Genomic DNA, 22,352 nt, shown 5'->3' with positions numbered 1-22,352 from the left:
GTAGGCCCGCTCTCGCAGGATGACTATATTGCGGTATGGCCAATCAGCGTGACCCCGATAAAAGACCCTCGCCGGATGCGCTGCTGGAGGCGGCGCGCCGGGAGACCGATCGATCGGGGCGGCTGAAGATCTTCATTGGCGCCGCCCCCGGCGTCGGCAAGACCTACGAGATGCTCTCGAGCGCCCACGCCCGCCTCAAGGCGGGCGTCGACGTCGTGGTCGGTGTCGTCGAAACCCACGGACGGGTGGAGACCGAGGCGCTGCTCAGGGGTCTCGAGGTGATACCGCGGAAGCGGCTGGCCTATCGCGACCAGACGCTCGAGGAGATGGACCTCGACGCCCTGATCGCGCGGCGGCCGCAGCTCGCGCTGGTCGATGAGCTCGCCCATACCAATGCGCCGGGCAGCCGGCATCCCAAGCGTTATCTCGACGTCGAGGAATTGCTGTCGCACGGCATCGACGTCTACACCGCGATCAACATCCAGCACATCGAGAGCCTCAACGACGTCGTCGCGCAGATCACCCATGTGCGGGTGCGCGAGACGGTGCCGGACTCGGTGGTCGATCGCGCGGATGCCATCGAGCTGATCGACCTCACGCCCGACGACCTGATCCAGCGGCTGAAGGAGGGCAAGGTCTATGTGCCCCGGCAGGCCGAGCGGGCGCTGGAGCACTATTTCTCGCCCGGCAATCTCACCGCGCTGCGCGAGCTGGCACTGCGCCGCACTGCTGAGCGGGTCGACGAGCAGCTGCTCACCCACATGCAGGCCAATGCGATCCAGGGGCCCTGGGCCGCGGGCGAGCGCATCCTGGTGTGCCTCAGCGAGGATCCGCGCGCGGCCGGCCTCGTGCGCTACACCAAGCGTCTGGCCGACCGGCTGCATGCGCAATGGACCGCGGTCAGCATCGAAACGCGGCGCAGCCTGCAATTGAGCGACGAGCAGCGCGACCGGCTTTCCGACACCATGCGGCTTGCGGAATCGCTCGGCGGCGAGGCGCTGACGCTTCCCGGCGTCGGCCGCCGCATCGCCGACGACGTCATCAATTTCGCCCAGGCCAACAACGTCACCCAGATCATCATCGGCAAGTCGACGCGCTCGCGCTGGTTCGAGCTGACGCGCGGTTCGGTGGTGCACGATCTGGTGCGCCGCGCCGGCAATATCAGCGTCAACGTGATCGCCGGCGACGAGCTGCCGGTCGGCAAGGCGGCGGTGCAGACCGCGCAGCGGCAGGAGCCGTTCAATCCGCGGCCCTATCTGATGGCGCTGCTGCTGACGGCGATCGGGCTCGGCGCGGCCAAGCTGATCCAGCCGTTCTTCGGCATCGAGAATGTCGACCTTGTGTTCATCACCGCGGTGGTCGGTGCGGCGGCGCGCTACGGGCTGTGGCCGTCGCTGCTGGCCAGCGTCGCCGCCTCGCTGTGCTACAATTTCTTCTTCCTGCCGCCGGTCTACACCTTCACCATCACCGACCCGACCAATGTCGCGGCATTCTTCTTCTTCATGCTGATCGCGCTCTTGGTCTCCAACGTCGCGGCGCGGGTGCGCGTCCAGGCCGACACCGCGATCGGCCGCGTCCGCACCACCGAGTCGCTCTATGCGTTCAGCCGCAAGCTCGCCGGCACCGCGACGCTCGACGACGTGCTGTGGGCGACCGCCTACCAGATTGCGCTGATGCTGAAGGTGCGCGTGGTGCTGCTGCTGCCGGAGGACGGCATGCTGACGGTCAAGAGCGGCTATCCGCCGGAGGACCAGCTCGATCAGGCCGATCTCGCCGCCGCCAACTGGGCCTGGGGCAACGATCGCCCGGCCGGCCGCGGCTCCGACACGCTGCCGGGCGGCAAGCGATTGTTCCTGCCGATGCGCACCGGCCGCGGCCCGATCGGCGTGATCGGCATCGACGACGACCGCACCGGGCCGCTGCTGACGCCCGACCAGCGCCGGCTGCTCGATGCGCTGGTCGACCAGGGCGCGCTGGCGATCGAGCGCGTGCTGCTGGTCGAGGACATGGATCGCGTCAAGCGCACGGTCGAGTCCGACCGGCTGCGCGGCGCGCTCCTGACCTCGATCTCGCACGACCTCAAGACGCCGCTGGCCTCGGTGCTCGGCTCGGCCTCAGCGCTGCGCGATCTCGGCACCAGCCTGAGCGATGCCCAGAAGCATGATCTGCTCGCGACCGTGATCGACGAATCCGAGCGGCTGAATCGCTTCATCGCCAATCTCCTTGATATGACCAAGCTGGAATCCGGCGCGATCGTGCCCAACACCGCGCGGCACGATGTCGGCGAGATCGTCGGCAGCGCGCTGCGCCGCGCCGGCAAGATCCTGGTGCATCACCGGGTGTCGCTCGAGCTCGCGGCCGACCTGCCGATGCTGGAGCTCGACGCCGTGCTGTTCGAGCAGGTGCTGTTCAACCTGCTCGACAACGCCGCCAAATACGCTCCCTCGGACACCACGATCTCGATCCGCGGCGCGCGCGACCGCGACACCATCGCGCTGCAGATCCTCGACGAGGGCAACGGCATTCCGGCCGCCGAGCTCGAAAGCGTGTTCGACAAGTTCTACCGCGCCGAGAAGGGCGACCATGTCCGCCCCGGCACCGGCCTCGGCCTTGCGATCTCGCGCGGCTTCGTCGAGGCGATGCGCGGCACGATCGCGGCGGCCAACCGCTCCGACCGGACCGGCGCCGTCATCACCATCCGCCTGCCGATCCCGGCCGACACCAACGCGCTGGACACTGCTGCATGAACGCCACGCCGATCAAAGTCCTGGTCATCGACGACGAGCCGCCGATCCGCAAGCTCCTGCGGATGGGGCTGAGCACGCAGGGCTACGACATCCTCGAAGCCTCCAACGGCAAGATCGCGCTGGAAATGCTGGGCGAGGGGCCGGCGCTGATCATCCTCGATCTCGGTCTGCCCGACATCCAGGGCCACGATCTCTTGCGCATGATCCGCGGCCGCAACGAGAGCGTCCCGATCGTGGTGCTGTCGAGCCGCGGCGACGAGGCCGGCAAGGTGCAGGCGCTCGATCTCGGCGCCGACGACTACCTGACCAAGCCGTTCGGCATGGACGAACTGTTGGCGCGGCTGCGCGCGGCGTTGCGCCACCAGCTGCAGGTCCAGGGCGAGCGGCCGGTGTTCCGCTCCGGCGATCTCTCGGTCGATCTGGTGCGCCGGATCGTCAAGGTCGGCGACAAGGAGATCAAGCTGTCGCCGAAGGAGTACGACCTGCTGCGCGTGCTGGTGCAGCATGCCGGCAAGGTGCTGACCCATCGCTTCCTCTTGAAGGAATTGTGGGACGAATTGACCGACGCGCAGTATCTGCGCGTCTATGTGCGCCAGCTCCGCCAGAAGATCGAGGCCGACCCCGAGCGTCCGCAGTTCGTGCTGACCGAGACCGGCATCGGCTATCGGCTGCGCGCGGCGGATTAGCTTCGGAACTTTCGCTCCCATCGAGGTTTGTTTTTCCGTTAGCGGGAGAGAAGCCATGGCAAGAAAATACTCGCGGAAGGCATCAAGCGATGTCGAGCGTGTGATGAAGAAGCGCAAGGCCGGTACGCTACGCAGTGGCCGCTCCAAGAAGAAGGTGACGAGCCGCAAGCAGGCGATCGCGATCGGTCTGTCGGAGGCGCGTGCCAAGGGGCGGAAGGTACCGAAGAAGGCTTCCAAGAAGAAGACGGCGAAGCGCAAGGCGGCCAAGAAGCGGAAGGCCGCGAAGTAGAAGTAGGGGCAACCGTTCCCATCGTCATTGCGAGCGAAGCGAAGCAATCCATCTCTCCTCGACTGCGGAAAGATGGATTACTTCCGCCCTTTGCCGAGGCTTCGGCGGACAAGTCGTCGCTTCGCCCCTCGCAATGACGGGAGCGGGAGTTCACCCTGCCTTGCGCGACCGCGCGCTCGACCTGTGCGCCTTCTTGGCGGTACGGCGATGCGAGGCCGGGCGTCGTGCGGCGGAGCCTGAGCGCCTGGCGCCACCTTTCCGGTCCTTCAGGCTCTGCTTCAGCGCGTCCATCAAGTTCACCACATTGCTCGGCTTCTCCTCGCGCGCGGCCGCCTTGATCGGCTTGCCGGCGGCCTTGCGGCGGACCAGCGCCTTCAGCGCGGTCTCGTACTCGTCCTTGAATTTCGACGGATCGAAATGCGCGGCCTTGCTTTCGAGGATGTGGCTGGCGAGCTCGATCATGTCCTTGGTCACCTTCGGGCTCTTGATATCGTCGAAATAGTCACCGGCATCGCGTACCTCGTAGGGGTAGCGCAGGGTGGTGCCGAGCATGCCCTTGTCGAGCGGCTCGATCGCGATCACGTGCTCGCGATTGGTCAGCACGATGCGCGCCAGCGCGACGCGGTCCTGGTCCTTCATGGCGTCGCGGATGACAGCGAATGCGTCCGCGCCGGCTTTGCCGTCGGGTCTGATGTAGTAGGGGTGATCGAGATAGCGTTTGTCGATCTCGCCCTCGGGCACAAAGCTGTCGATGTCGATGGTGTGGTTGCTTTCGATCTCGACCGCCTCGAGCTCGTCCTTCTCGATCTCGACATATTTGCCCTTGGTTACCTCGTAACCGCGGCCCTTCTGGTCGCCCTCGACGACGTCGCCGGTCTCGGCATCGACCATCTGCTGCTTCAGCCGGTTGCCGGTTTCCCGGTTGATCATGTGAAAACGGGTTTTCTCGACCGTGGTCGAGGCAGGGTAGAGCGCCACGGGGCACGACACCAGCGACAGTTTGAGCGTGCCTTTCCAGTAGGCGCGGGGAGCGGCCATGATCGTCTCCAAACAGCTTGAGTTTGGAACTTGAACGGATACCGTAGGTTTTGGTTCCTGACGGCCGCAGGCTCGCGGCGGCCGTGGTTTGCGCCGAGGCCTGGACGTGCCGCTGAGAAATCTCACCACCTATCGCAAGAAGCGCGACTTCGAGAAGACCGATGAGCCGTCGGGCGACGTCAAGGTCGCGCCCGGCAAGCAACGGCGCTTCGTGATCCAGAAGCACGACGCGACACGGCTGCACTATGATTTCAGGCTGGAGTTCGACGGCGTCTTCAAGTCCTGGGCGGTGACGCGCGGGCCCTCGCTCGATCCGCACGACAAGCGGCTCGCGGTCGAGGTCGAGGATCATCCGCTCGACTATGGCGATTTCGAAGGCACGATTCCCGAAGACCAGTATGGCGGCGGCACGGTGCAGCTCTGGGATCGCGGCACCTGGGAATCGGACGATCCCGAACGCGGCTTCAAGAAGGGCGACCTCAAGTTCACGCTGCATGGCGACAAGCTGCACGGCAGCTGGGTGCTGGTGCGGATGAAGAACGACCGCTTCGGCGGCAAGCGCACCAACTGGCTGTTGATCAAGCACCGCGACGAATACGCCGTTGATGGCAATGGCGAGGCGGTCCTCGACGAGGACCGCTCGGTCGCCTCCGGCCGCTCGATGGCAGAGATCACAGCCGGCAAGGGCCGGTCGCCGAAGCCGTTCATGCTGGCCAAGGGCAACGGCAAGGCGAAGGCGACAATGAAGGCGGATGCGGTCTGGCAGTCCAATCGCGGCATGGCCGCGGACGCGCGGGCGAGAACCAAGGCGCCGGCGCCCAAGGAAAAATTGAAGGCCCAATTGAAGACGAGGCCGAAGGCCCTGCCGAAGCAGGTAACGGAGATGCCGGACTTCGTTTCGCCGCAGCTCTGCGCCGCGGTGGAGAGCCCGCCCAACGGCGCGGGTTGGTGCCACGAGATCAAGTTCGACGGCTACCGCGTGCAGCTTCGCGTCGAGGACGGCGAGGCTGTGGTGAAGACCCGCAAGGGGCTCGACTGGTCCGACAAGTTCGGCGCGATCGTGACGGAGGCCGGCAAGCTGCCGGATGCCCTGATCGATGGCGAGATCGTCGCGCTCGACGAGAACGGCATGCCGCATTTTTCGACGCTGCAGGCCGCGCTGTCCGATGGCAAGACCGACCAACTGATCTTCTATGCGTTCGACCTGCTGTTTGCTGGCAACGAGGATCTCCGCCCGCTGCCGCTCACCGAGCGCAAGGCGCAGCTCAAGGCGCTGCTCGTGGCGCGCAAGGGCAGACTGATCCGCTATGTCGGGCATTTCGAGGAGCGCGGCGAGGCGGTGCTGGATTCCGCGCGCAAGCTCGGGCTGGAAGGCATCGTCTCCAAGCGCCTCGACGGCGCTTATCGCTCCGGCCGCTCCGACGACTGGACCAAAGCGAAAATCCGCGCCGGCCACGAGGTGGTGATCGGCGGCTGGAAGACCACCAACGGCAAATTCCGCTCGCTGATGGCGGGCGTCTATCGCGGCGGCCATCTGGAGTTTGTCGGCATCGTCGGCACCGGCTTCGGCCAGGACATGGTCCGCCGCATCATGCCGGCGCTGAAGGCTGCGGCGTCCGACACCAGCCCGTTCAGCGGCAAGGACGCGCCGAAGAAGACCCGCGACGTGCACTGGCTGAAGCCCGAACTGGTCGCCGAGATCGAGTTCGCCGGCTGGACCGACGCCGGCAACATCCGCCAGGCGGCGTTCAAGGGCCTGCGCCAGGACAAGCCGGCGCACGAGGTCGAGGCCGAGCGGCCGGTCGTAACCAAAGTAGTGAAGCCGATGGCGAAAGCAAAATCCGGCGAGGTCATGGGCGTCGTCATCTCGCACCCGGACAAGGCGTTGTGGCCCGATGCCGGCGACGGCGCGCCGGTGACGAAGCTCGACCTCGCCATTTATTTCGAGGCGGTCGGCGCATGGATGATCGGCTACCTCAAGGGCCGGCCATGCTCGATCGTGCGCGCGCCTGACGGGATCAAGGGCGAGACCTTCTTCCAGCGCCACGCGATGGCCGGCACGTCGAAGCTCCTCAAGCTCGCCAAGGTCTCCGGCGACCGCAAGCCCTATCTGCAGATCGACCAGGTCGAGGGCCTGGCTGCGGTTGCGCAACTTGGCGGCCTCGAGCTGCATCCCTGGAATTGCGCGCCCGATGCCTATGACACGCCGGGCCGGCTGGTGTTCGATCTCGATCCCGCGCCCGACGTCGCGTTCTCCGATGTGATCGACGCCGCCAAGGACATGCGTCAGCGGTTGACTGCGGTCGGTCTGGAGAGCTTCTGCAAGACCACCGGCGGCAAGGGCCTCCATGTCGTGGTGCCGCTGCTCACAGGCGCCAGGGACAAGGTAACGTGGAAGGAAGCCAAGGCATTTGCGCAGGCGATCTGCCAGTGGATGGCGCTGGATGACCCCGAGCGTTATCTGATCAACATGTCGAAGGTCAAGCGTACCGGAAAGATCTTCCTCGATTATCTGCGCAACGACAGGCTCTCGACCGCGGTCGCGGTGTTGTCGCCACGGGCGCGTCCGGGCGCGACGGTGTCGATGCCGCTGACCTGGGCTCAGGTGCGCGGCGACCTCGATCCGAAGAAATATACGGTGCGGTCAGTGCCGGCGCTGCTCGCCAAAAGCAAGGCGTGGGACGGCTATGAGGATGCGGCCTCGTCGATCAAGGCGGCGATGAAGAAGCTGGCGGCGCAGTAGCAAACGAGGAAGGCTTGTGCCGCTGGCTTGGTCGTCATACCCCGCGAAAGCGGGGTACCCAGTACGCCGCAGCTGGTCCGTTCAATCGCGAACGCCTCTGGAATACTGGATCACCCGCTTTCGCGGGTGATGACAGTTGTTGATGCGGATGGTGCGCAACACGCGTCCGGGCGCTACAGACGTCCCAGCAGGAGCAGGATCAGCAGGATCACGATCACGAGGCCGAGACCGCCGCCGCCGTAATAGCCGGTGCCGTAGAACGGTCCGCCGCCGATGCCGCTGAAGCCGCCAAGCAGCGCAATGACCAGAATAATAAGAATGATCGTTCCAAGTGACATCTCAGTCCTCCTCAGCCCCGCGGGCCTGTCGTCTCTGCCCTTCGGGAGAGGAAACAACCCGCAACTGTGAAGGTTCCGGTTTGAGCGGCGCGATAAAACTGTGTGATCTTCCATTTGCGGTGGAACAGAACTACATCAACGGAATCCATGGAGGAGTGCACCGCGATGTCGGCTCCGCTGATTGTCTCGATTCCCCACAGCCTCGGCCGCGACGAAGCGATGCGCCGCCTGAAGACAGGCTTGTCGCGCGCGGCGGCGAACGTGCCTGTCATGAGCGTCGACGAGGAGCGCTGGGAGAATAACCGCATGAGCTTCCGCGTCCGCGCGCTGGGGCAGGTCGCGGCCGGACATCTCGATGTCGAGGACAGCCATGTGCGCCTGGAGGTGACGCTGCCGTGGCTGCTGCAACGCTTCGCCGAGGTCGCGCAGGTGGCCATTCAGAAGAGCGGGCAGTTGCTGCTGACCAAGCGCTGACGCGTGACGTTAGCCGTGCGCGCGGACACGCCTGGCGGCGTGCTTCGCGCCCGCCGTGGTCTTCGCCTTCAGCACCGCATCCGGCAGCCTGGCGAACAGCGTCGAGAGCTGTATCCTGTCTTGGCCGCCCGGGAGCGCATATCCAGCCACGTCGATCTCGCCTTCAAAGGCCTCGGCGCGCGGCCAGCTGCGTCCGCCCTGCGTGAACGGGGCAAATGATTTCGCCACCGCGACGATGACCGCCTCGCGGCCATGGCGCCGCGCGAAGGCGATGACATGATCGCGATGCGGGCCGCTGACCGTGAGCGGCTGGTAGTCGCCGCTGGTGAAGATCTCGGGTAGTTCATTGCGCAGCCGCAGCAGATGTCGCGTCCATGCGAACTTGAGGCGGCCGTCGCGCCAGCTTTGCGCCAGTGCATCCCAGTCCGGCGTCTCCAGTGCCGCGAGCATGTCCGCGCGTCCTGCAAAGTCGACCGGACGGCGGTTGTCGGGATCGACGAGTGAAAGATCCCAGCTTTCGGTGCCTTGGTAGAAATCCGGCACGCCCGGCATCGTCGCCTTCAGGGTGATCTGGCTGAGCGAGTTTAGCGCCCCGATCAGCGCGGTGCGCTCTGCCAGCGTGTCCAGCGCATCGAGGAATTCAGGCGAGGCCTTGTGATCGAGGATCCGCGCGATGAAGGTCTTCACGCCCGCCTCATAAGGCTCGTGCGGATTGAGCCAGCTGGTCTCCTGCTTGCCCTCGCGCGCGGCCTTCAGGGCATAGGCCTGGATACGCCCGACCAGTGACGCGTCATCCGGATCCCAGGCGCCGAGCAGGGCCTGATACAGCATGTATTCGAATGTTGCCGACGGGGCGCGCGTCTCGCCGTCGAGCACCAGATGCGGCGCGTTCAGCACCTTCCAGCGCGCCACCGCGCTGGTCCATTCGCCGGGGATTTCGGCCAGCGCCATGATGCGGGTGCGGGCGTCCTCGCCGCGCTTGGTGTCGTGGGTCGCGGTCGACGTCATGCCGTGCGGCCATTCGCGGACGCGGGCCTGCATCATGGCGCGGAAGGTCTCGGGCGCGATCGCGCTCGCCGCCGGATCGCCGCCGACCTCGTTGAGCGCGAGCAGGCGGTGGTAGCGATAGAACGTGGTGTCCTCCAGCGACTTCGCCATCATCGGCCCGGTGAATTGCTGTACCTTCAGCGCGAAGCGCCGCACCCGCGGCGCACTGTGCGGCGGCCGGCCGGGCTTCAGGAGGTCCATCGTCAAGGTATCGCACAGGAAATCGAAGAGGCCTTCATCGGCAGCGAACCAGTCGGCGCGGGCGCGCTCGATGGTCGCGCTGATCAGCGCGCGGTCATGCGTGGTTGGGCCGGAGGTGGTGAGATAGGTGCGATAGACCGGGAAGTGCAGCACGTAGAGCTCGAGCGCCTGCCGCAGACTGTCGGCGGAGAAGTCGCGGGTCGAATAGTGCCCGCTGGCGATGCGCGCGAGCAGCCGTGCCAGCACGGTGAATTCGCTGGTCAGCAAGGTCTCCAGCACGCGCCGCTTGGCCTCGCGCAGCACCGGCGTCAGGTTCGGCGACTGGTTGCTGACCTGGCGCCAGATCTCGTTGAGCGGATCGAGGCCTCGGCCTTCGACCAGCACTTGGCTGATCGTGTTCATCCATTCGTAGCCGGTGGTGCCGTGGACGCCGCTGAATTTCGTCAGTCTCTCGTCCTCGCCGAGGATCTTCTCAATCACCATGTAGAACGGCTTGGCCTTGGCGCCCTGCGCGGTGCGGACCAGGCGGCGCAACCGCTGGAAATATTGGGCGGGATCGCGCAGGCCGTCGATATGGTCGAGCCGCAGGCCCTGCAACCGGTCCTCCGCGATGAGCCGCCTCACGAGACTGTGGCTCGCCTCGAACGTGGCGGCGTCCTCGACCCTGAGGCCGGCCAGGGTGTTGACGTCGAAGAAGCGGCGATAGTTGATGTCGCTTGACGCAAGCCGCCAGTGGCCGAGCTTGTAGTGCTGGCGCTCCAGGAGATGATGCAGCGCCAATGTCTCGGTCGGCCGGTCCTCACTGGTGCGATAGGCATCGAGCCCGCGCGCGATGATCTCGGCGCTGCCCTCGATCGCCTTGATCGCCGCCTTCAGTGTCGGCGCCTCCTGCCGGTTCGGGTGACGCAGCCCGCGATACTTGGCAGCGAGCTCGAGCAGCGCGCGACCGGCCGGACTGTCTTCCGCACCGGCTTCGCGGACGAGGGTTCTCAGCACCTCGCCATAGCGCTCCGGCGCGATCGGCAGGCGGTGCTCGAAGTACCACGCAGAGAAGTTGCCTTCGCTCGCGTCGTAGCGCAGCTCGATCTCGCCGCGCTCCAGCGCCTGGCCGTAGGACGAGCCGAGGATCGGCAGCAGCACGCCGCCGCGGGCACGATAGGGCAAGAGGTCCCAGTCGATGTCGAAGGAGACCGCGTGGGGCGACACCGGTCCCCATTCCAGCACGTCGAGCCACCATGGATTATCAGCGAAGTGCACGCCGACATGGTTCGGCACGAAATCCAGGATCAGCCCGAGGTCGTTCTGCTTCAACGCATCGCTGAGCCGCGCAAAGCCTTCTTCGCCGCCGAGTTCCGGATTGAACTTGGTGTGGTCGACGACGTCATAGCCATGGGTCGAGCCCTTGCGCGCCTTCATGAACGGCGAGGCATAGACATGGCTGATGCCGAGCGCCTTCAGATACGGCGCCACGGCGGCGGCGGCATCGAAATCGAAATCGGCAGTGAGTTGCAGTCGGTAGGTCGCGATCGGGATCGCCGGAGGCATTGTGCTATCCGATGTGCCAGCGCACCGCCCAGCCGGGGAGGTCGCTCGACAACGCGCCGCCCCAGATCACAGTTCCCTTCGGTTCCGCTGCGCCGGTGATGTTGCGATCCGACAAATTGGCCGACAGCCACAGCGTACGGCCGTCGCCCATCCGCCAATGCGCGGCCAAGAGATCGCCCGTGACGCGGTCGCCGCCGAACCGTGCCCCTGTCAGCCGCGGCGTGATCTCGCGCCGGCGCACGGCGAGCAGGTCACGCACCAGCGTCAGCCGCTCGCGGGCGGGGTCGTGGCCAAGTGCCGCCCAGTCGAGCACGGCCGACCGCGCCGTCTCCTCGGCGAGCGGATCGGGAATGTCGTCGCCATATTTGGCATAGGCCCAGGCGAATTCCTTGCGCCGGCCGGCGCGAACAGCGTTGGCGAGGTCGCCCTTGAAATCGCAGAAGAACGGGAAGGGGGTCGTCGCGCCCCATTCCTCGCCCATGAACAGCATCGGCGTGGTCGGTGCGATCAGCGTGACCGCCAGCGCCGCCTGGATCGCCTGCGGCTTTGCGATGCTCTCGAGCCGGTCGCCCAGCGGCCGGTTGCCGATCTGGTCGTGGTTCTGCAGGAAGTTGATGAAGCAGGTCGGCGACAGCGTACCGCTCGGCTCGCCGCGGGCCTTGCCGCCCCAGAACTCCGAAACTTCGCCCTGATAGATGTAGCCGGACGACAGCGCCCGCGCGAGGTCCTGCTTCGGCGCCTTGTAGTCGCCGTAATAGCCCTGGGATTCTCCGGTCAGCAGCACATGCCAGGCGTGATGATAGTCGTCGTTCCACTGGCCGCGGAATTTACCGTGCGGTGGGTCCTCGGCGGCATCGAGCAGGCTTGCAATGTTGTCGCCGTTCTCGAGCACGAGGTTGATGTGCCGGCCGGTCTCCATGGCGAGCTTGCCGGCGGCCTTGCTGAAGTCATGGAGGACCGAGATTTCGCCGGCTTCGACGATGGTGTTGACCGCGTCGAAGCGCAGCCCGTCGAAACGATAGTCGCGCAGCCAGCTCACCACGCTGCCGATCGCAAACGCCCGCACCTCGGGCACGCGATAATCGATCGCGCTGCCCCACGGGGTATGCGCGTCGCTGAAGAAGGAGGGCGCATAGCGGCCGAGGTAATTCCCCTCGGGCCCGAAATGGTTGTAGACCACGTCGAGCATCACCATCAGCCCGCGCAGATGCGCCTCATCGATCAGGGTTTTCAGGTCCTCGGGGCGGCCATAGGCGCTGTCGGGCGCATACCACAGCACGCCGTCATAGCCCCAGTTGCGCTTGCCTGCGAAATCCGCCAGCGGCATCAGTTCGAGCGCGGTGATGCCGGTTGCCACCAGCTGATCGAGCTTGTCGATCATGGCGCGGTAGGTGCCCTCCGGCGTGAAGGTCCCGACATGGGCCTCAAGAATGACGGACTCGTGCCAGGGTCGGCCGCGCCACTCGGTCGCGCGCCATTTGAAGGCTGCGTGATCGATCACCTCGCTCGGGCCGAACACGTCGTCCGGCTGGAACGCAGAGGCTGAATCGGGCACATCGACCTCGTCGTCGATGCGGAATTTGTAACGCGTGCCCGCGCGCGCGCCGGCTATCTCGGCGACGTACCAGCCGGCGGCATCGCGCGTGAGCGCATGCGGCTTGTCGAGCAAGAGGTCGACGCGTTTGGCTGCCGGCGCCCAGAGCCGGAAGCGCGCACCGTCCGCGGTCAATTCGGGTCCGAAGTGACTGCTCATGCGGAGCCTGCGAATGCCAGCACGGAGCGCGGCGGTGCCGTGGTGTCGGCGCCGGCCACAAATTGCTCGGCCGTTTGTTCAGCCTTGGTCGTGTTCAAGACCTGCTGCCAGCTCCTGTATTCCGCCATCCGCGGCATCCTGAACACGATCTCCTGCGGCGCGGCATTCAGCACGATAAAGATCGGCGCCTGGCCTTGTTCCATCGGCCCCAGCACGTAGGCGAGGAACCGGCTTTCCGGGAATTTCCAGTCGGACTCCTTCATCTCCTCCGCCGATGGCGTCAGCCAGATCACGCCATAGCTGCCGTCGGCGCGGCGGCCATCGAGCCAGCTCTGGCAGCGGATCTGGCCGAAGCGCTGACGCAGCTCGGTGAGATGACCGATGAAGGCGATGGCGTCGTCGTCGGTGCCGAGGTTCTCCCAGCCGATCCAGCCGGTCTCGTTGTCCTGGCAATAGGCGTTGTTGTTGCCGGCTTGGGTGTTGGCGACCTCGTCGCCGGCGAGGATCAGCGGCGTGCCCTGTGCGAGCAGCAGGCAGGCCAGCGCATTCTTCCTGAGCTGGCGGCGCAGCGCGATGATGGCGGGATCATCGGTCGGGCCTTCATGGCCGCAATTGTTGCTGTGGTTGTCGTTGGAGCCGTCGCGATTGTCCTCGCCATTGGCCTCGTTGTGCTTCTCGTTGTAGCTGAAGAGATCGGCGAGCGTGAAGCCGTCATGCACCGTGATGTGGTTGACGCTGGCGCGGGTCGCGCGGTTGTCGTGGTGAAACAAGTCCGAGGACGCGGTCATGCGGCCTGAGATGTCGCCGATCAGGCTGCCTTCGCCGCTCCAGTAGCGCCGCATCGCGCTGCGATAACGGTCGTTCCACTCCGACCATTGCGACGGAAACGCGCCGACCTGGTAGCCGCCGAGACCGAGATCCCAGGGCTCAGCGACCATCTTGGCGGTCGCCAGCACCGGGTCCTGGCGGATCGCGGTGAGGAAGGGATGGTTGCGATCGAACCCGTTCGGTCCGCGCGCCAGGGTCGTGGCGAGATCGAAGCGGAAGCCGTCGACATGGCAGACCTCGACCCAGTACCGCAGCGAATCCATCACCATCTGCAGCACGCGCGGATGGGTGAGGTTGACCGAGCTGCCGCAGCCGGTGAAGTCGTCGTAGAAGCGCGGGTTCTCGCGGTTCAGCCAGTAATAGGAGGCGTTGTCGATACCGCGGAAGCACAGCGTCGGGCCCATATGGTTGCCCTCGGCGGTGTGGTTGTAGACGACGTCGAGCAGCACCTCGATGCCGGCATCATGCAGCCGCGCCACTGTGGTGCGGAACGAGTCGAGCGCATTGTCCTGGGCGTAGCGTGCCTCCGGCGCGAAGAAAGCGATGGTGTTGTAGCCCCAGTAATTCGACAGCTTCTTCTCAACCAGGACCCGGTCGTCGATCAGGCCGTGGATCGGCAACAGCTCGATGGTGGTGACGCCGAGCCGCTTGAGGTGGTCGATCATCGCCGGCGACGACAGCCCGCCATAGGTGCCGCGCAGGTTCGGCGGCACGTCCTCGCGCTTCTGGGTCAGGCCCTTGACGTGGGCCTCGTAGATGATGGTGTCTTGCCAGGGAACGTGCGGCCGTATCTCGCGGCGGCCCCAGTTGAAGGTCTCGTCGACCACCACGGCCTTCGGCATGCCGCGGGCATTGTCGCGCCGGTCAAAGGAGAGATCCTCGCGCGCGCTGCCGGTACGATAGGCGAAATGCGCATCGCTCCACACCAGCCGGCCGGCGAGCCGCTTGGCATAGGGATCGAGCAGCAGCTTGTTGGCGTTGAAGCGGTGGCCGCGTTCCGGCGCATAGGGCCCGTAGACGCGATAGCCGTAAAGCTGGCCCGGCGAGACGTCGTTCAGATAGCAGTGCCAGACGTCCTCGGTGCGCTCCGGCATCTCGATCCGCTCGAGCTCGCGGCGGCCCTGGCCGTCGAACAGGCACAGCTCCACCTTCTCCGCGTTCGCCGAGAACAGCGCAAAATTGGTGCCTCTGCCGTCCCAGCTTGCACCGAGCCGTGCGGACGTACCCCCGGTCAGTCGCATCAATCAGCTTTCCGGTATGAGGAAGATCGCTGCCAGCGGCGGAATGGTGAGGCTCAGCTCGGGCGTGGCGCCCTCCGAGGCGCGGACCTCGCCGATATTGCCGACATTGGTGCCGCCGTAATGGGAGGAATCCGAGTTGAACACCTCGTGCCACTTGCCCGCGAACGGCACCCGGACGCGATAGTTGCGGTAGACGTTGGGCGAGAAGTTCAGGACCACAAGGCAGCGGGCGCGGGCATTATTGCCCTTGCGGATCCAGCCGAACACATTGTTGCTGGCGTCGTCGGTGATGACCCATTCGAAGCCGGCCTCGTCGCAGTCGAGTTCGTGCAGCGCCGGCAGTGCCCGATAGAGCCGGTTGAGGTCGCGGACCAGGTTCTGGATGCCGCTATGCCTCGGCTGTTGCAGCAGATGCCAATCGAGCGAGTGGTCGTGGTTCCATTCGCGCTCCTGGCCGAACTCGCAGCCCATGAACATCAGCTTCTTGCCGGGATGTCCGAACATGAAGCTGTAATAGGCGCGCAGATTGGCGAAGCGCTGCCAGTCGTCGCCGGGCATGCGGCCGAGGATCGAGCGCTTGCCGTGCACCACCTCGTCGTGGGACAGCGGCAGGATGAAGTTCTCCGAGAAGGCGTAGTGCAGCCCGAACAGGATGTCGCCGTGGTGGTGCTTGCGGTGGATGGGATCCTTGCCGATGTATTTCAGCGTGTCGTGCATCCAGCCCATGTTCCACTTGTAGCCGAAGCCGAGCCCGCCATATTCGACCGGGCGCGACACCTGCGGCCACGCGGTGGATTCCTCCGCCGCCGTCGTTGCCTGCGGGAAGTGTGCGAACAGCTCGGTGTTGAAGCGGCGCAGGAAATCGATCGCCTCGATGTTCTCGCGGCCGCCATATTTGTTCGGGATCCAGCCGCCGGCGGGACGGCTGTAGTCGAGATAGAGCATGGAGGCGACCGCATCGACGCGCAGCCCGTCGATGCCGTAGCGATCGAGCCAGAACAGCGCGTTCGACACCAGGAAGTTGGTGACCTCGGTGCGCCCGTAATTGTAGATCAGCGTGCCCCAGTCGAGGTGACGGCCCTGCAGCGGATTGGCGTGCTCGTAGAGCGCGGTGCCGTCGAAATTGCCGAGGCCGTGCGGATCGTCGGGGAAATGCCCGGGGACCCAGTCGAGCAGCACGGCGAGCCCGGCGCCATGGCAGGCGTCGATCAGCGCGGCGAAATCATCGGGCGAGCCGAAACGGCTGGTCGGCGCGAACATGCCGGTCGGCTGATAGCCCCAGGAGCCGTCGAACGGATGCTCTGATATGGGCAGGAATTCGATATGGGTGAAGCCCATGTCGCTGACGTAGGCCGGAAGCTGCTCCGCCATCTCGCGATAGGTCAGCCACTCATTGCGGCCCTTGCGCCGCCACGAGCCGAGATGGACCTCGTAGATCGACATCGGCGAGCTCAACGCGTTGACGCGATCGGGCGCTGGGCGCGGGTGCGGGATCTTGCGCTCGTCTATCACGATCGAGGCGGTCTTCGGGCGCACCTCGGCGGCGAACGCCAGCGGATCCGACTTCAGCGGCAGATGCTGGCCGTTCCGCCCCATGATCTCGAACTTGTAGTGGTCGCCGACGCGGGCGCGCGGGATGAACAGCTCCCAATAGCCCGGGCCACGCACCCGCATCGGATGCCGCCTTCCGTCCCAGAAATTGAAGTCGCCGACCACGCTGACCCGCCGCGCGTTCGGCGCCAGCACCACGAAGCCGATGCCGTCGACGCCGTCGAGCGTCATCGGATGCGCGCCGAGCGTATCGTAGACGCGCAGATGCGTACCCTCGCCGAGCAGATAGAGATCGAAATCGCTCAGGATCGGCGGAAAGCGGTAGGCATCCTCCAGATCGACGACGTTGTCGCCGAAGCGGGCGCGGAGTTGGTAGCGCGTCGAGCCGTTCGGCAAGGGACCTGCGAACAGGCCGGCGTCATGGATCTTGGCCAGCGGCGCCGCCTCGCCATGCTCCCCGATCGCCTCAACATTGCTGGCGTCGGGCAGGAAGGCGCGCACGACGTTGCGATCCCCCTCGGCGTGGAGGCCGAGATAGTGGAACGGATCGGAGTGGCGGCCCTCGATGATGGCATAGGCCTCGGCGGGCAGTTTGGTCATGCAACCTCGTGCGGCTGTTGGGCCAGGAGTTTCAACAGGCCAGTCAGTGGGACGCGGAGCCAATCCGGCCGGTTGGCCAGCTCATACTCGATCTCGTAGAAGGCTTTCTCAAGCAGGAAAAAGTTGAGCAGGCGATCGGCCGCCCTGGCATCAGTGGGCCACAGCCGCTGGCCGGCCACGGTCTCGCGATAGGCCGCCAGCAGCGTATCCGCCGCCTGGTCGCGCCATTCGGCCAAAGCGAGGCTCAGCCTGCCGCTGTCGTCGGGAGCGACCTTGAGCGCCCGTTCCAGCGCGGCGGTCGCGGCATAGTCGATCGAACGGATCAGGCCGGCGACGTCGCGGGCCGCGGGCGCCTTGCGGCGCCGCTCGGCGATGGTGCGGCCCGGCCCGCCGTCGAAATCGATGATGAAGACGTCGTCCTTGACGACCAGCAACTGGCCGAGATGCAGGTCGCCATGATGGCGGATGCTCAGCCCGTCGGTCTCGCGCGGCAGCAGCGCCTTGAGCCGCTCCGGCAGCAGGTCGTGCTGGGCCTGCAACTGATCGACCAGCAGCCGGTCGGCTTCTCGCAGGGAACCGCGCCGCTGCTTCAGCGTGTCGAACACGCGCTCGGCGCGCGCCATGATCTCGTCGTTCCAGCGCTGCAGGTCCTCGGGCCTGGTCGGCTCGGGCGCGAAGTCCGGCAGGTCGCGGTTGCCGGCGAGCGCGATGTGCAGCTCGGCGAGACGCTTTCCGCTGTGCGACAGGTGGCGCAGGTAAGTCGCATGATCGCCGTTCTCCTCCGGATGTTCGCTCGCCACCAGCAAGCGCTGCCGCTCCACGAGGCGGTCGAGGTGCGCGGCGCCGACATTCCAGAGGTCGCCCTGGTTGACCACCATGGCGTGCAGCACTGCGATCGCGCTGCGATTGTCGCCCTCCACCAGTTCCGATGTGCCGAGCAAGGCCGGTGTGTTGGGGAAATTGACCACTTCGGTGAGGAAGCGGCCCATCTCGATCTCCGGATTGATGCCGACCTCGAGCTTCCGGTAGATCTTGGTGACATACTCGTTGTCGACCAGCGCGGTCGAATGCGGCTGATCGTTCTCGAACACGCGGATGCGCTCGGGCTGCCGCACCGGGCGGTCGGAGAAGCGGCTGGTCGGCCGGAATTCGAGCTTCAGGCCCTGCTCGCCCTCGTCGACGGTGAGGTTTTCCCGCAGGTTTCGCAGGAACAGGCCGGTGAAGATCTGGTCGGTGGAGACATCGAGCAGCGTGCCCTCGCGCGCGCCCTGACGGACCGCGGCAAAGGCGCGCGGGTTGTAGCGTTCGCGGTCGAAGCGCACCCATTCGATCTGCATCGGCAGCACGTAGCGGCTGGTGGTGCCGCGCTCCGTGGTTTCGAAGAAGATCAGCCAGGGCCGGTTGTCGCCGATGTCGCAGAACGGGATCGCGGACACCAGCGTCGGCTGGATCGCCTTCGGGGAATGCTCCGGGTACCAGCGCGTGCGGGCGAGGTGGCCGGGCAGCACGTCGTGCTCGAACACGCCGCGCTCGCGCGCCAGCGACGTCCAGGTCGAACCGAGCGGCACCACCAGCGTCTCGAACTCCGGCACCGCGCGCGGCTTCACCGGCTCGGACTTGTCGCGCTCCTGCAACTGGAACCAGTAGAAGCCGTAAGGTGCCAGCGTGATCATGTAGGGTAGCTCGCCGATCGCCGGGAAGCGCGTGCGTCCGAGCATCTCGAGCGGAATGCGGTCCTTGAAGGCGGAGAGGTCAAGTTCGGTCGCCTGCGCCGAGCGCGACAGATTGGCGACGCACAGGATGGTCTCGCCCTGGTACTGCCTGACATAGGCGAGCACGGAGCGGTTCTCCGGGCGGATGAAGGTCATGGTGCCGCGCCCGAACGCAAGCGTCGACTTGCGCACCGCGATCAGCCGCTTGGTCGCCGACAGCAGCGACGACAGGCTGCGCGACTGCGCCTCGACATTGACGGATTCGTAGCCGTAGACAGGGTCCATGATCATCGGCGCGTAGAGCCGCGCCGGGTCGGCGCGCGAGAAGCCGCCGTTGCGGTCCGGCGACCACTGCATCGGCGTCCGCACGCCGTTGCGGTCGCCGAGATAGATGTTGTCGCCCATGCCGATCTCGTCACCGTAATAGATGATCGGCGTGCCGGGGAACGACAGCAAGAGCGAGTTCATCAGCTCGATCTTGCGCCGGTCATTGTCCATCAGCGGCGCCAGGCGGCGGCGGATGCCGACATTGATGCGGGCGCGCGGGTCGTTGGCGTAGGTCGACCACAGATAGTCGCGCTCGACGTCGGTGACCATTTCCAGGGTCAGCTCGTCGTGGTTGCGCAGGAACAGCGCCCACTGCGCAGCTGCCGGAATGTCGGGCGTCTGCCTGAGGATGTCTGTGATCGGAAAGCGGTCTTCCTGGGCGATCGCCATGTAGATGCGCGGCATCAGCGGGAAATGATAGGCCATGTGGCATTCGTCGCCATGGCCGAAATATGCCTGGACGTCCTCCGGCCATTGGTTGGCCTCGGCCAGCAGGATCTTGCCCTTGGCATAGGCGTCGAGCTCCTGGCGCAGCCGCTTGATGATGGCATGCGTCTCCGGCAAGTTCTCGTTATTGGTGCCGTCGCGCTCGCAGAGATATGGAATGGCGTCGAGCCGGAAGCCGTCGACGCCGGTGTCGAGCCAGCGCTTCATCACCTGCACGATGGCGCGCACCACGCGGGGATTGTCGAAATTCAGGTCGGGCTGGTGCGAGAAGAAGCGGTGCCAGTAGAACTGGCCGGCTTCCGGATCCCAGGTCCAGTTCGACTTTTCCGTGTCGGTGAAGATGATGCGGGTATCGAGGTATTTCTGGTCGGTGTCGCTCCAGACATACCAGCTGCGCGCGCTCGAATTCGGCGGGCTGCGGCGCGCCCGCTTGAACCAGGCGTGCTGGTCCGAGGTGTGGTTGACGACGAGCTCGGTGATGACGCGCAGGCCGCGCCGCTTGGCCTCCTGGATGAAGCGCTTGAAGTCCTTCATCGTCCCGAAATCGGGATTGATGTCGCCATAATCGCCGATGTCGTAGCCGTCGTCGCGGCCCGGCGAGGGATAGAACGGCAGCAGCCACAGCGCGGTGACGCCGAGCTCCTGCAGATAGCCGAGCTTCTCCGTCAGGCCTGTGAAATCGCCGATGCCGTCATTGTTGCTGTCGGCGAACGCTTTGACGTGCAGCTGGTAGATGATGGCGTCCTTGTACCACAGCTGGTCCGCGGTCTCGGTCGCGACCTTCACCTCGCTGTCGACGGAGGAAAATACGTTCATGGCGGCTCCTTCAGGCGACACAGCGTAGCAGCAACGCGGGATCGCGCGCAGGATCTAGATGCAGGCGGATGCCTCCCCATTCGAGCGCATGACGCGCGCCGGTGACAAGGTCTTCCACGGCCGTGACGGGGCGGCGGGCATCGCCGCGGCCGACCATGACGTCGCCGAGCGGAAGCCAGACGTCGCGCGGCTCGGACGACAGCGCAACCGCGGCCGCGATCACATTGCCCTGATCGGCCGCCTCCTTGACAAAGCCGATCATGCCGCCGTCATCAACATTGATAAAGCGCAGATCGGCGAATTGTTGCAGGGCCGGATTGCCGCGTCTGATTTGGTTGAGAACCGCGACATAGGGCTTGATGTTCCCGACCTGATCCCAGTCGCGAACCCTGATCTCGTATTTCTCGGAGTTGAGATATTCCTCGCGGCCGGGCATCGGCGTGTGCTCGAGCAGTTCGAATCCGCCAGTGATGCCGTAGTTGCTTGAAAGCGTCGCGGCCAGCGCGAGACGCGACTTGAACATCCAGGATTCGCCGCTTTGCAGGTGGAAGGGCAGGATGTCAGGTGTGTTGACGAAGAAATTCGGCCGAAAGAAGTCGCGATCGGGATAGGATATCAACTCGCCGAGATACGCTTCGAGCTCGGAGCGCTGCGTGCGCCAGGTGAAGTAAGTATAGGACTGCGTGAAGCCGAGCTTGGCGAGGCCCTTCATCAGCTTCGGCCGCGCGAAGGCTTCCGAGAGGAACAGCACGTCCGCATCGCGGTCCTGCACCTCGCGGATCAGCCATTCCCAGAATGCCAGCGGCTTGGTGTGCGGATTGTCGACCCGGAAGATCTTGACGCCCTGTTCGACCCAGAACAGCACGACATCGCGCAGCGCGCGCCACAGCGCCGCCGCATCCTCGGATCCGAAATCCGGATTGACGACATCGTCCCAGCGCTGCAGCGGATACTCGGCCGTGCGCATCGATCCGTCCGGACGCCGCTTGAACCACTCCGGATGCGCGGTCAGCCAGGGATGATCGGGCGAGCATTGCGCGGCGAAATCGAGCGCCACCTCGAGGCCGTGGGTCTGGCATGCCGCCACGAAAGCGCGGAAGTCGTCGAGCGTGCCGAGCTCCGGATGCACGGCGTCGTGGCCGCCCTCGGCCGCGCCGATCGCATAGGGGCTGCCGGGATCGCCCGGCTGCGCGATGGCGGCATTGTTGCGGCTCTTGCGATGGGTCCGTCCGATCGGGTGGATGGGCGCCAGCAGCACGACGTCGAAGCCCATCGCCGCGATATCGGGCAGCCGCGCGATGCAGTCGTTGAAGGTCGCATGCACGCCCGGCGTCTTGCCCTGGCTGCGTGGAAACATCTGGTACCAGGCGCCGCTGCGCGCCCGCGGCCGGTCCGCGGTGATGGGATAGAGCTGCGATCGCACCAGGTCGCGGCGAAACTGGCTGCCGGCCATCGCCTCCCGCAATTCGGGTGCGAGCAGCGCGCCCGGCTCGCCGGTCTGCAGAAAGATTTCGCACTGCCTGATGATGATTGCGGCTGCGGCAGGTCCCCCCGCTTGCGCCCGGGTCAGCATGCCCGCGCCTTCGACGGCATCCAACGTGTGGTCGCCGCCGTCGCGCTGCTTCTGCTCGAAGCGGTACCGCCAGCTGGCGAATTCGTCGGTCCAGGCCTCGATCGCGAAGCTGTAACGGCCGGGCCGGTCGGGCACGAAGGCGCCGCCCCAGCGGTCGTCGCTGTGCGGCGTCATCGGCGCGTGTCGCCATTCGCCGTCGCCCTCATGCCGCCACACCAATGCCGCTGCGATCACATCATGTCCGTCACGGTAGATGTCGGCCCACACCTCGACAGCTTCGCCCGCGATGCGCTTGACCGCAAAGCGGCCGCCATCGACCGACGGATAGACATCGGTAATATGAAAAGTGCCGTTCGCACTCTCGACAGGCCGGGCCGTTTTGTTCACGGTGATGCC

Annotated in this window: 13 protein-coding genes; 5 read left to right on the top strand and 8 right to left on the bottom strand. The window is 65.6% G+C overall.

The genetic code is table 11. From position 1 onward, the window contains the following. Positions 1 to 35 precede the first annotated feature (35 nt). From ACE103_RS32095 to ACE103_RS32085, 3 genes are read left to right on the top strand one after another with little or no spacing between them, the layout of a single operon-like run. Positions 36 to 2,747 (top strand): DUF4118 domain-containing protein, encoded by a 2,712-nt coding sequence (locus tag ACE103_RS32095; protein ID WP_375776308.1) that lies wholly within the window; start codon positions 36 to 38, stop codon positions 2,745 to 2,747. After that, positions 2,744 to 3,433: a response regulator gene (locus tag ACE103_RS32090; RefSeq protein WP_097675280.1), complete on the top strand. Its 690-nt coding sequence runs from the start codon at positions 2,744 to 2,746 to the stop codon at positions 3,431 to 3,433. Before ACE103_RS32095 ends, ACE103_RS32090 begins: the two co-directional genes overlap by 4 nt. A gap of 55 nt (positions 3,434 to 3,488) precedes the next feature. Then, complete coding sequence (locus ACE103_RS32085) at positions 3,489 to 3,722, top strand: DUF6496 domain-containing protein (protein ID WP_375776307.1); 234 nt, start codon at positions 3,489 to 3,491, stop codon at positions 3,720 to 3,722. Positions 3,723 to 3,872: 150 nt separating this feature from the next. Here the strand turns inward: ACE103_RS32085 and ACE103_RS32080 are convergent, their stop codons facing one another. Next, positions 3,873 to 4,760 carry a Ku protein gene (locus tag ACE103_RS32080; protein ID WP_375776306.1) on the bottom strand — a complete coding sequence of 296 codons (888 nt, stop codon included), beginning with the start codon at positions 4,758 to 4,760 and terminating at the stop codon, positions 3,873 to 3,875. Between the two features lie 106 nt (positions 4,761 to 4,866). Here ACE103_RS32080 and ligD point away from each other — a divergent pair, with 106 nt between their 5' ends. After that, positions 4,867 to 7,503, top strand: coding sequence for a DNA ligase D (ligD, locus tag ACE103_RS32075; RefSeq protein ID WP_375776305.1), 2,637 nt, complete (start codon positions 4,867 to 4,869; stop codon positions 7,501 to 7,503). Between the two features lie 173 nt (positions 7,504 to 7,676). Here the strand turns inward: ligD and ACE103_RS32070 are convergent, their stop codons facing one another. Further along, complete coding sequence (locus ACE103_RS32070) at positions 7,677 to 7,841, bottom strand: DUF3309 family protein (RefSeq protein WP_076865768.1); 165 nt, start codon at positions 7,839 to 7,841, stop codon at positions 7,677 to 7,679. Positions 7,842 to 8,006: 165 nt separating this feature from the next. On the opposite strand from ACE103_RS32070, the gene ACE103_RS32065 reads away from it, so the two are divergent. Beyond that, the gene (locus tag ACE103_RS32065) at positions 8,007 to 8,315 is read left to right on the top strand and encodes a polyhydroxyalkanoic acid system family protein (RefSeq protein WP_298376997.1); all 309 of its coding nucleotides are present in this window, start codon (positions 8,007 to 8,009) and stop codon (positions 8,313 to 8,315) included. Between the two features lie 9 nt (positions 8,316 to 8,324). Here the strand turns inward: ACE103_RS32065 and treY are convergent, their stop codons facing one another. Genes treY through ACE103_RS32035 form a run of 6 tightly spaced genes read right to left on the bottom strand, consistent with a single transcriptional unit; the run spans position 8,325 to position 22,343 of the window. Further along, on the bottom strand, positions 8,325 to 11,108 hold the full coding sequence (treY, locus tag ACE103_RS32060) for a malto-oligosyltrehalose synthase (protein ID WP_375776304.1): 2,784 nt from the start codon (positions 11,106 to 11,108) through the stop codon (positions 8,325 to 8,327). Between the two features lie 4 nt (positions 11,109 to 11,112). Continuing rightward, positions 11,113 to 12,861: a malto-oligosyltrehalose trehalohydrolase gene (gene treZ, locus ACE103_RS32055; RefSeq protein ID WP_375776303.1), complete on the bottom strand. Its 1,749-nt coding sequence runs from the start codon at positions 12,859 to 12,861 to the stop codon at positions 11,113 to 11,115. After that, positions 12,858 to 14,930, bottom strand: a complete 2,073-nt coding sequence (gene glgX, locus ACE103_RS32050; RefSeq protein ID WP_375776302.1) for a glycogen debranching protein GlgX — start codon at positions 14,928 to 14,930, stop codon at positions 12,858 to 12,860. The genes treZ and glgX overlap by 4 nt, the downstream gene beginning before the upstream one ends. Positions 14,931 to 14,933: 3 nt before the next feature. Then, positions 14,934 to 17,081 carry a 1,4-alpha-glucan branching protein GlgB gene (gene glgB, locus ACE103_RS32045; protein ID WP_375776301.1) on the bottom strand — a complete coding sequence of 716 codons (2,148 nt, stop codon included), beginning with the start codon at positions 17,079 to 17,081 and terminating at the stop codon, positions 14,934 to 14,936. Continuing rightward, positions 17,078 to 20,383: a maltose alpha-D-glucosyltransferase gene (gene treS / locus ACE103_RS32040; protein WP_375776300.1), complete on the bottom strand. Its 3,306-nt coding sequence runs from the start codon at positions 20,381 to 20,383 to the stop codon at positions 17,078 to 17,080. The genes glgB and treS overlap by 4 nt, the downstream gene beginning before the upstream one ends. A 10-nt stretch (positions 20,384 to 20,393) precedes the next feature. Beyond that, a complete protein-coding gene (locus ACE103_RS32035; RefSeq protein ID WP_375776299.1) occupies positions 20,394 to 22,343 on the bottom strand; it encodes an alpha-1,4-glucan--maltose-1-phosphate maltosyltransferase in 1,950 nt (649 codons plus the stop codon). Positions 22,344 to 22,352: the final 9 nt, after the last annotated feature.

It is taken from the genome of Bradyrhizobium sp. ma5, assembly GCF_042258955.1.
Classification (GTDB): Bacteria; Pseudomonadota; Alphaproteobacteria; order Rhizobiales; family Xanthobacteraceae; genus Bradyrhizobium.
This window is presented reverse-complemented; position numbering and strand designations above follow the sequence as displayed.

What these genes read in the sequence shown, in the direction of transcription:
- ACE103_RS32095 (WP_375776308.1), top strand. Translation starts at nt 36, where the DNA reads ATGGCCAATCAGCGTGACCCCGATAAAAGACCCTCGCCGGATGCGCTG.
- ACE103_RS32090 (WP_097675280.1), top strand. Translation starts at nt 2,744, where the DNA reads ATGAACGCCACGCCGATCAAAGTCCTGGTCATCGACGACGAGCCGCCG.
- ACE103_RS32085 (WP_375776307.1), top strand. Translation starts at nt 3,489, where the DNA reads ATGGCAAGAAAATACTCGCGGAAGGCATCAAGCGATGTCGAGCGTGTG.
- ACE103_RS32080 (WP_375776306.1), bottom strand. Translation starts at nt 4,760, where the DNA reads ATGGCCGCTCCCCGCGCCTACTGGAAAGGCACGCTCAAACTGTCGCTG.
- ACE103_RS32070 (WP_076865768.1), bottom strand. Translation starts at nt 7,841, where the DNA reads ATGTCACTTGGAACGATCATTCTTATTATTCTGGTCATTGCGCTGCTT.
- ACE103_RS32065 (WP_298376997.1), top strand. Translation starts at nt 8,007, where the DNA reads ATGTCGGCTCCGCTGATTGTCTCGATTCCCCACAGCCTCGGCCGCGAC.
- treY (WP_375776304.1), bottom strand. Translation starts at nt 11,108, where the DNA reads ATGCCTCCGGCGATCCCGATCGCGACCTACCGACTGCAACTCACTGCC.
- treZ (WP_375776303.1), bottom strand. Translation starts at nt 12,861, where the DNA reads ATGAGCAGTCACTTCGGACCCGAATTGACCGCGGACGGTGCGCGCTTC.
- glgX (WP_375776302.1), bottom strand. Translation starts at nt 14,930, where the DNA reads ATGCGACTGACCGGGGGTACGTCCGCACGGCTCGGTGCAAGCTGGGAC.
- glgB (WP_375776301.1), bottom strand. Translation starts at nt 17,081, where the DNA reads ATGACCAAACTGCCCGCCGAGGCCTATGCCATCATCGAGGGCCGCCAC.
- treS (WP_375776300.1), bottom strand. Translation starts at nt 20,383, where the DNA reads ATGAACGTATTTTCCTCCGTCGACAGCGAGGTGAAGGTCGCGACCGAG.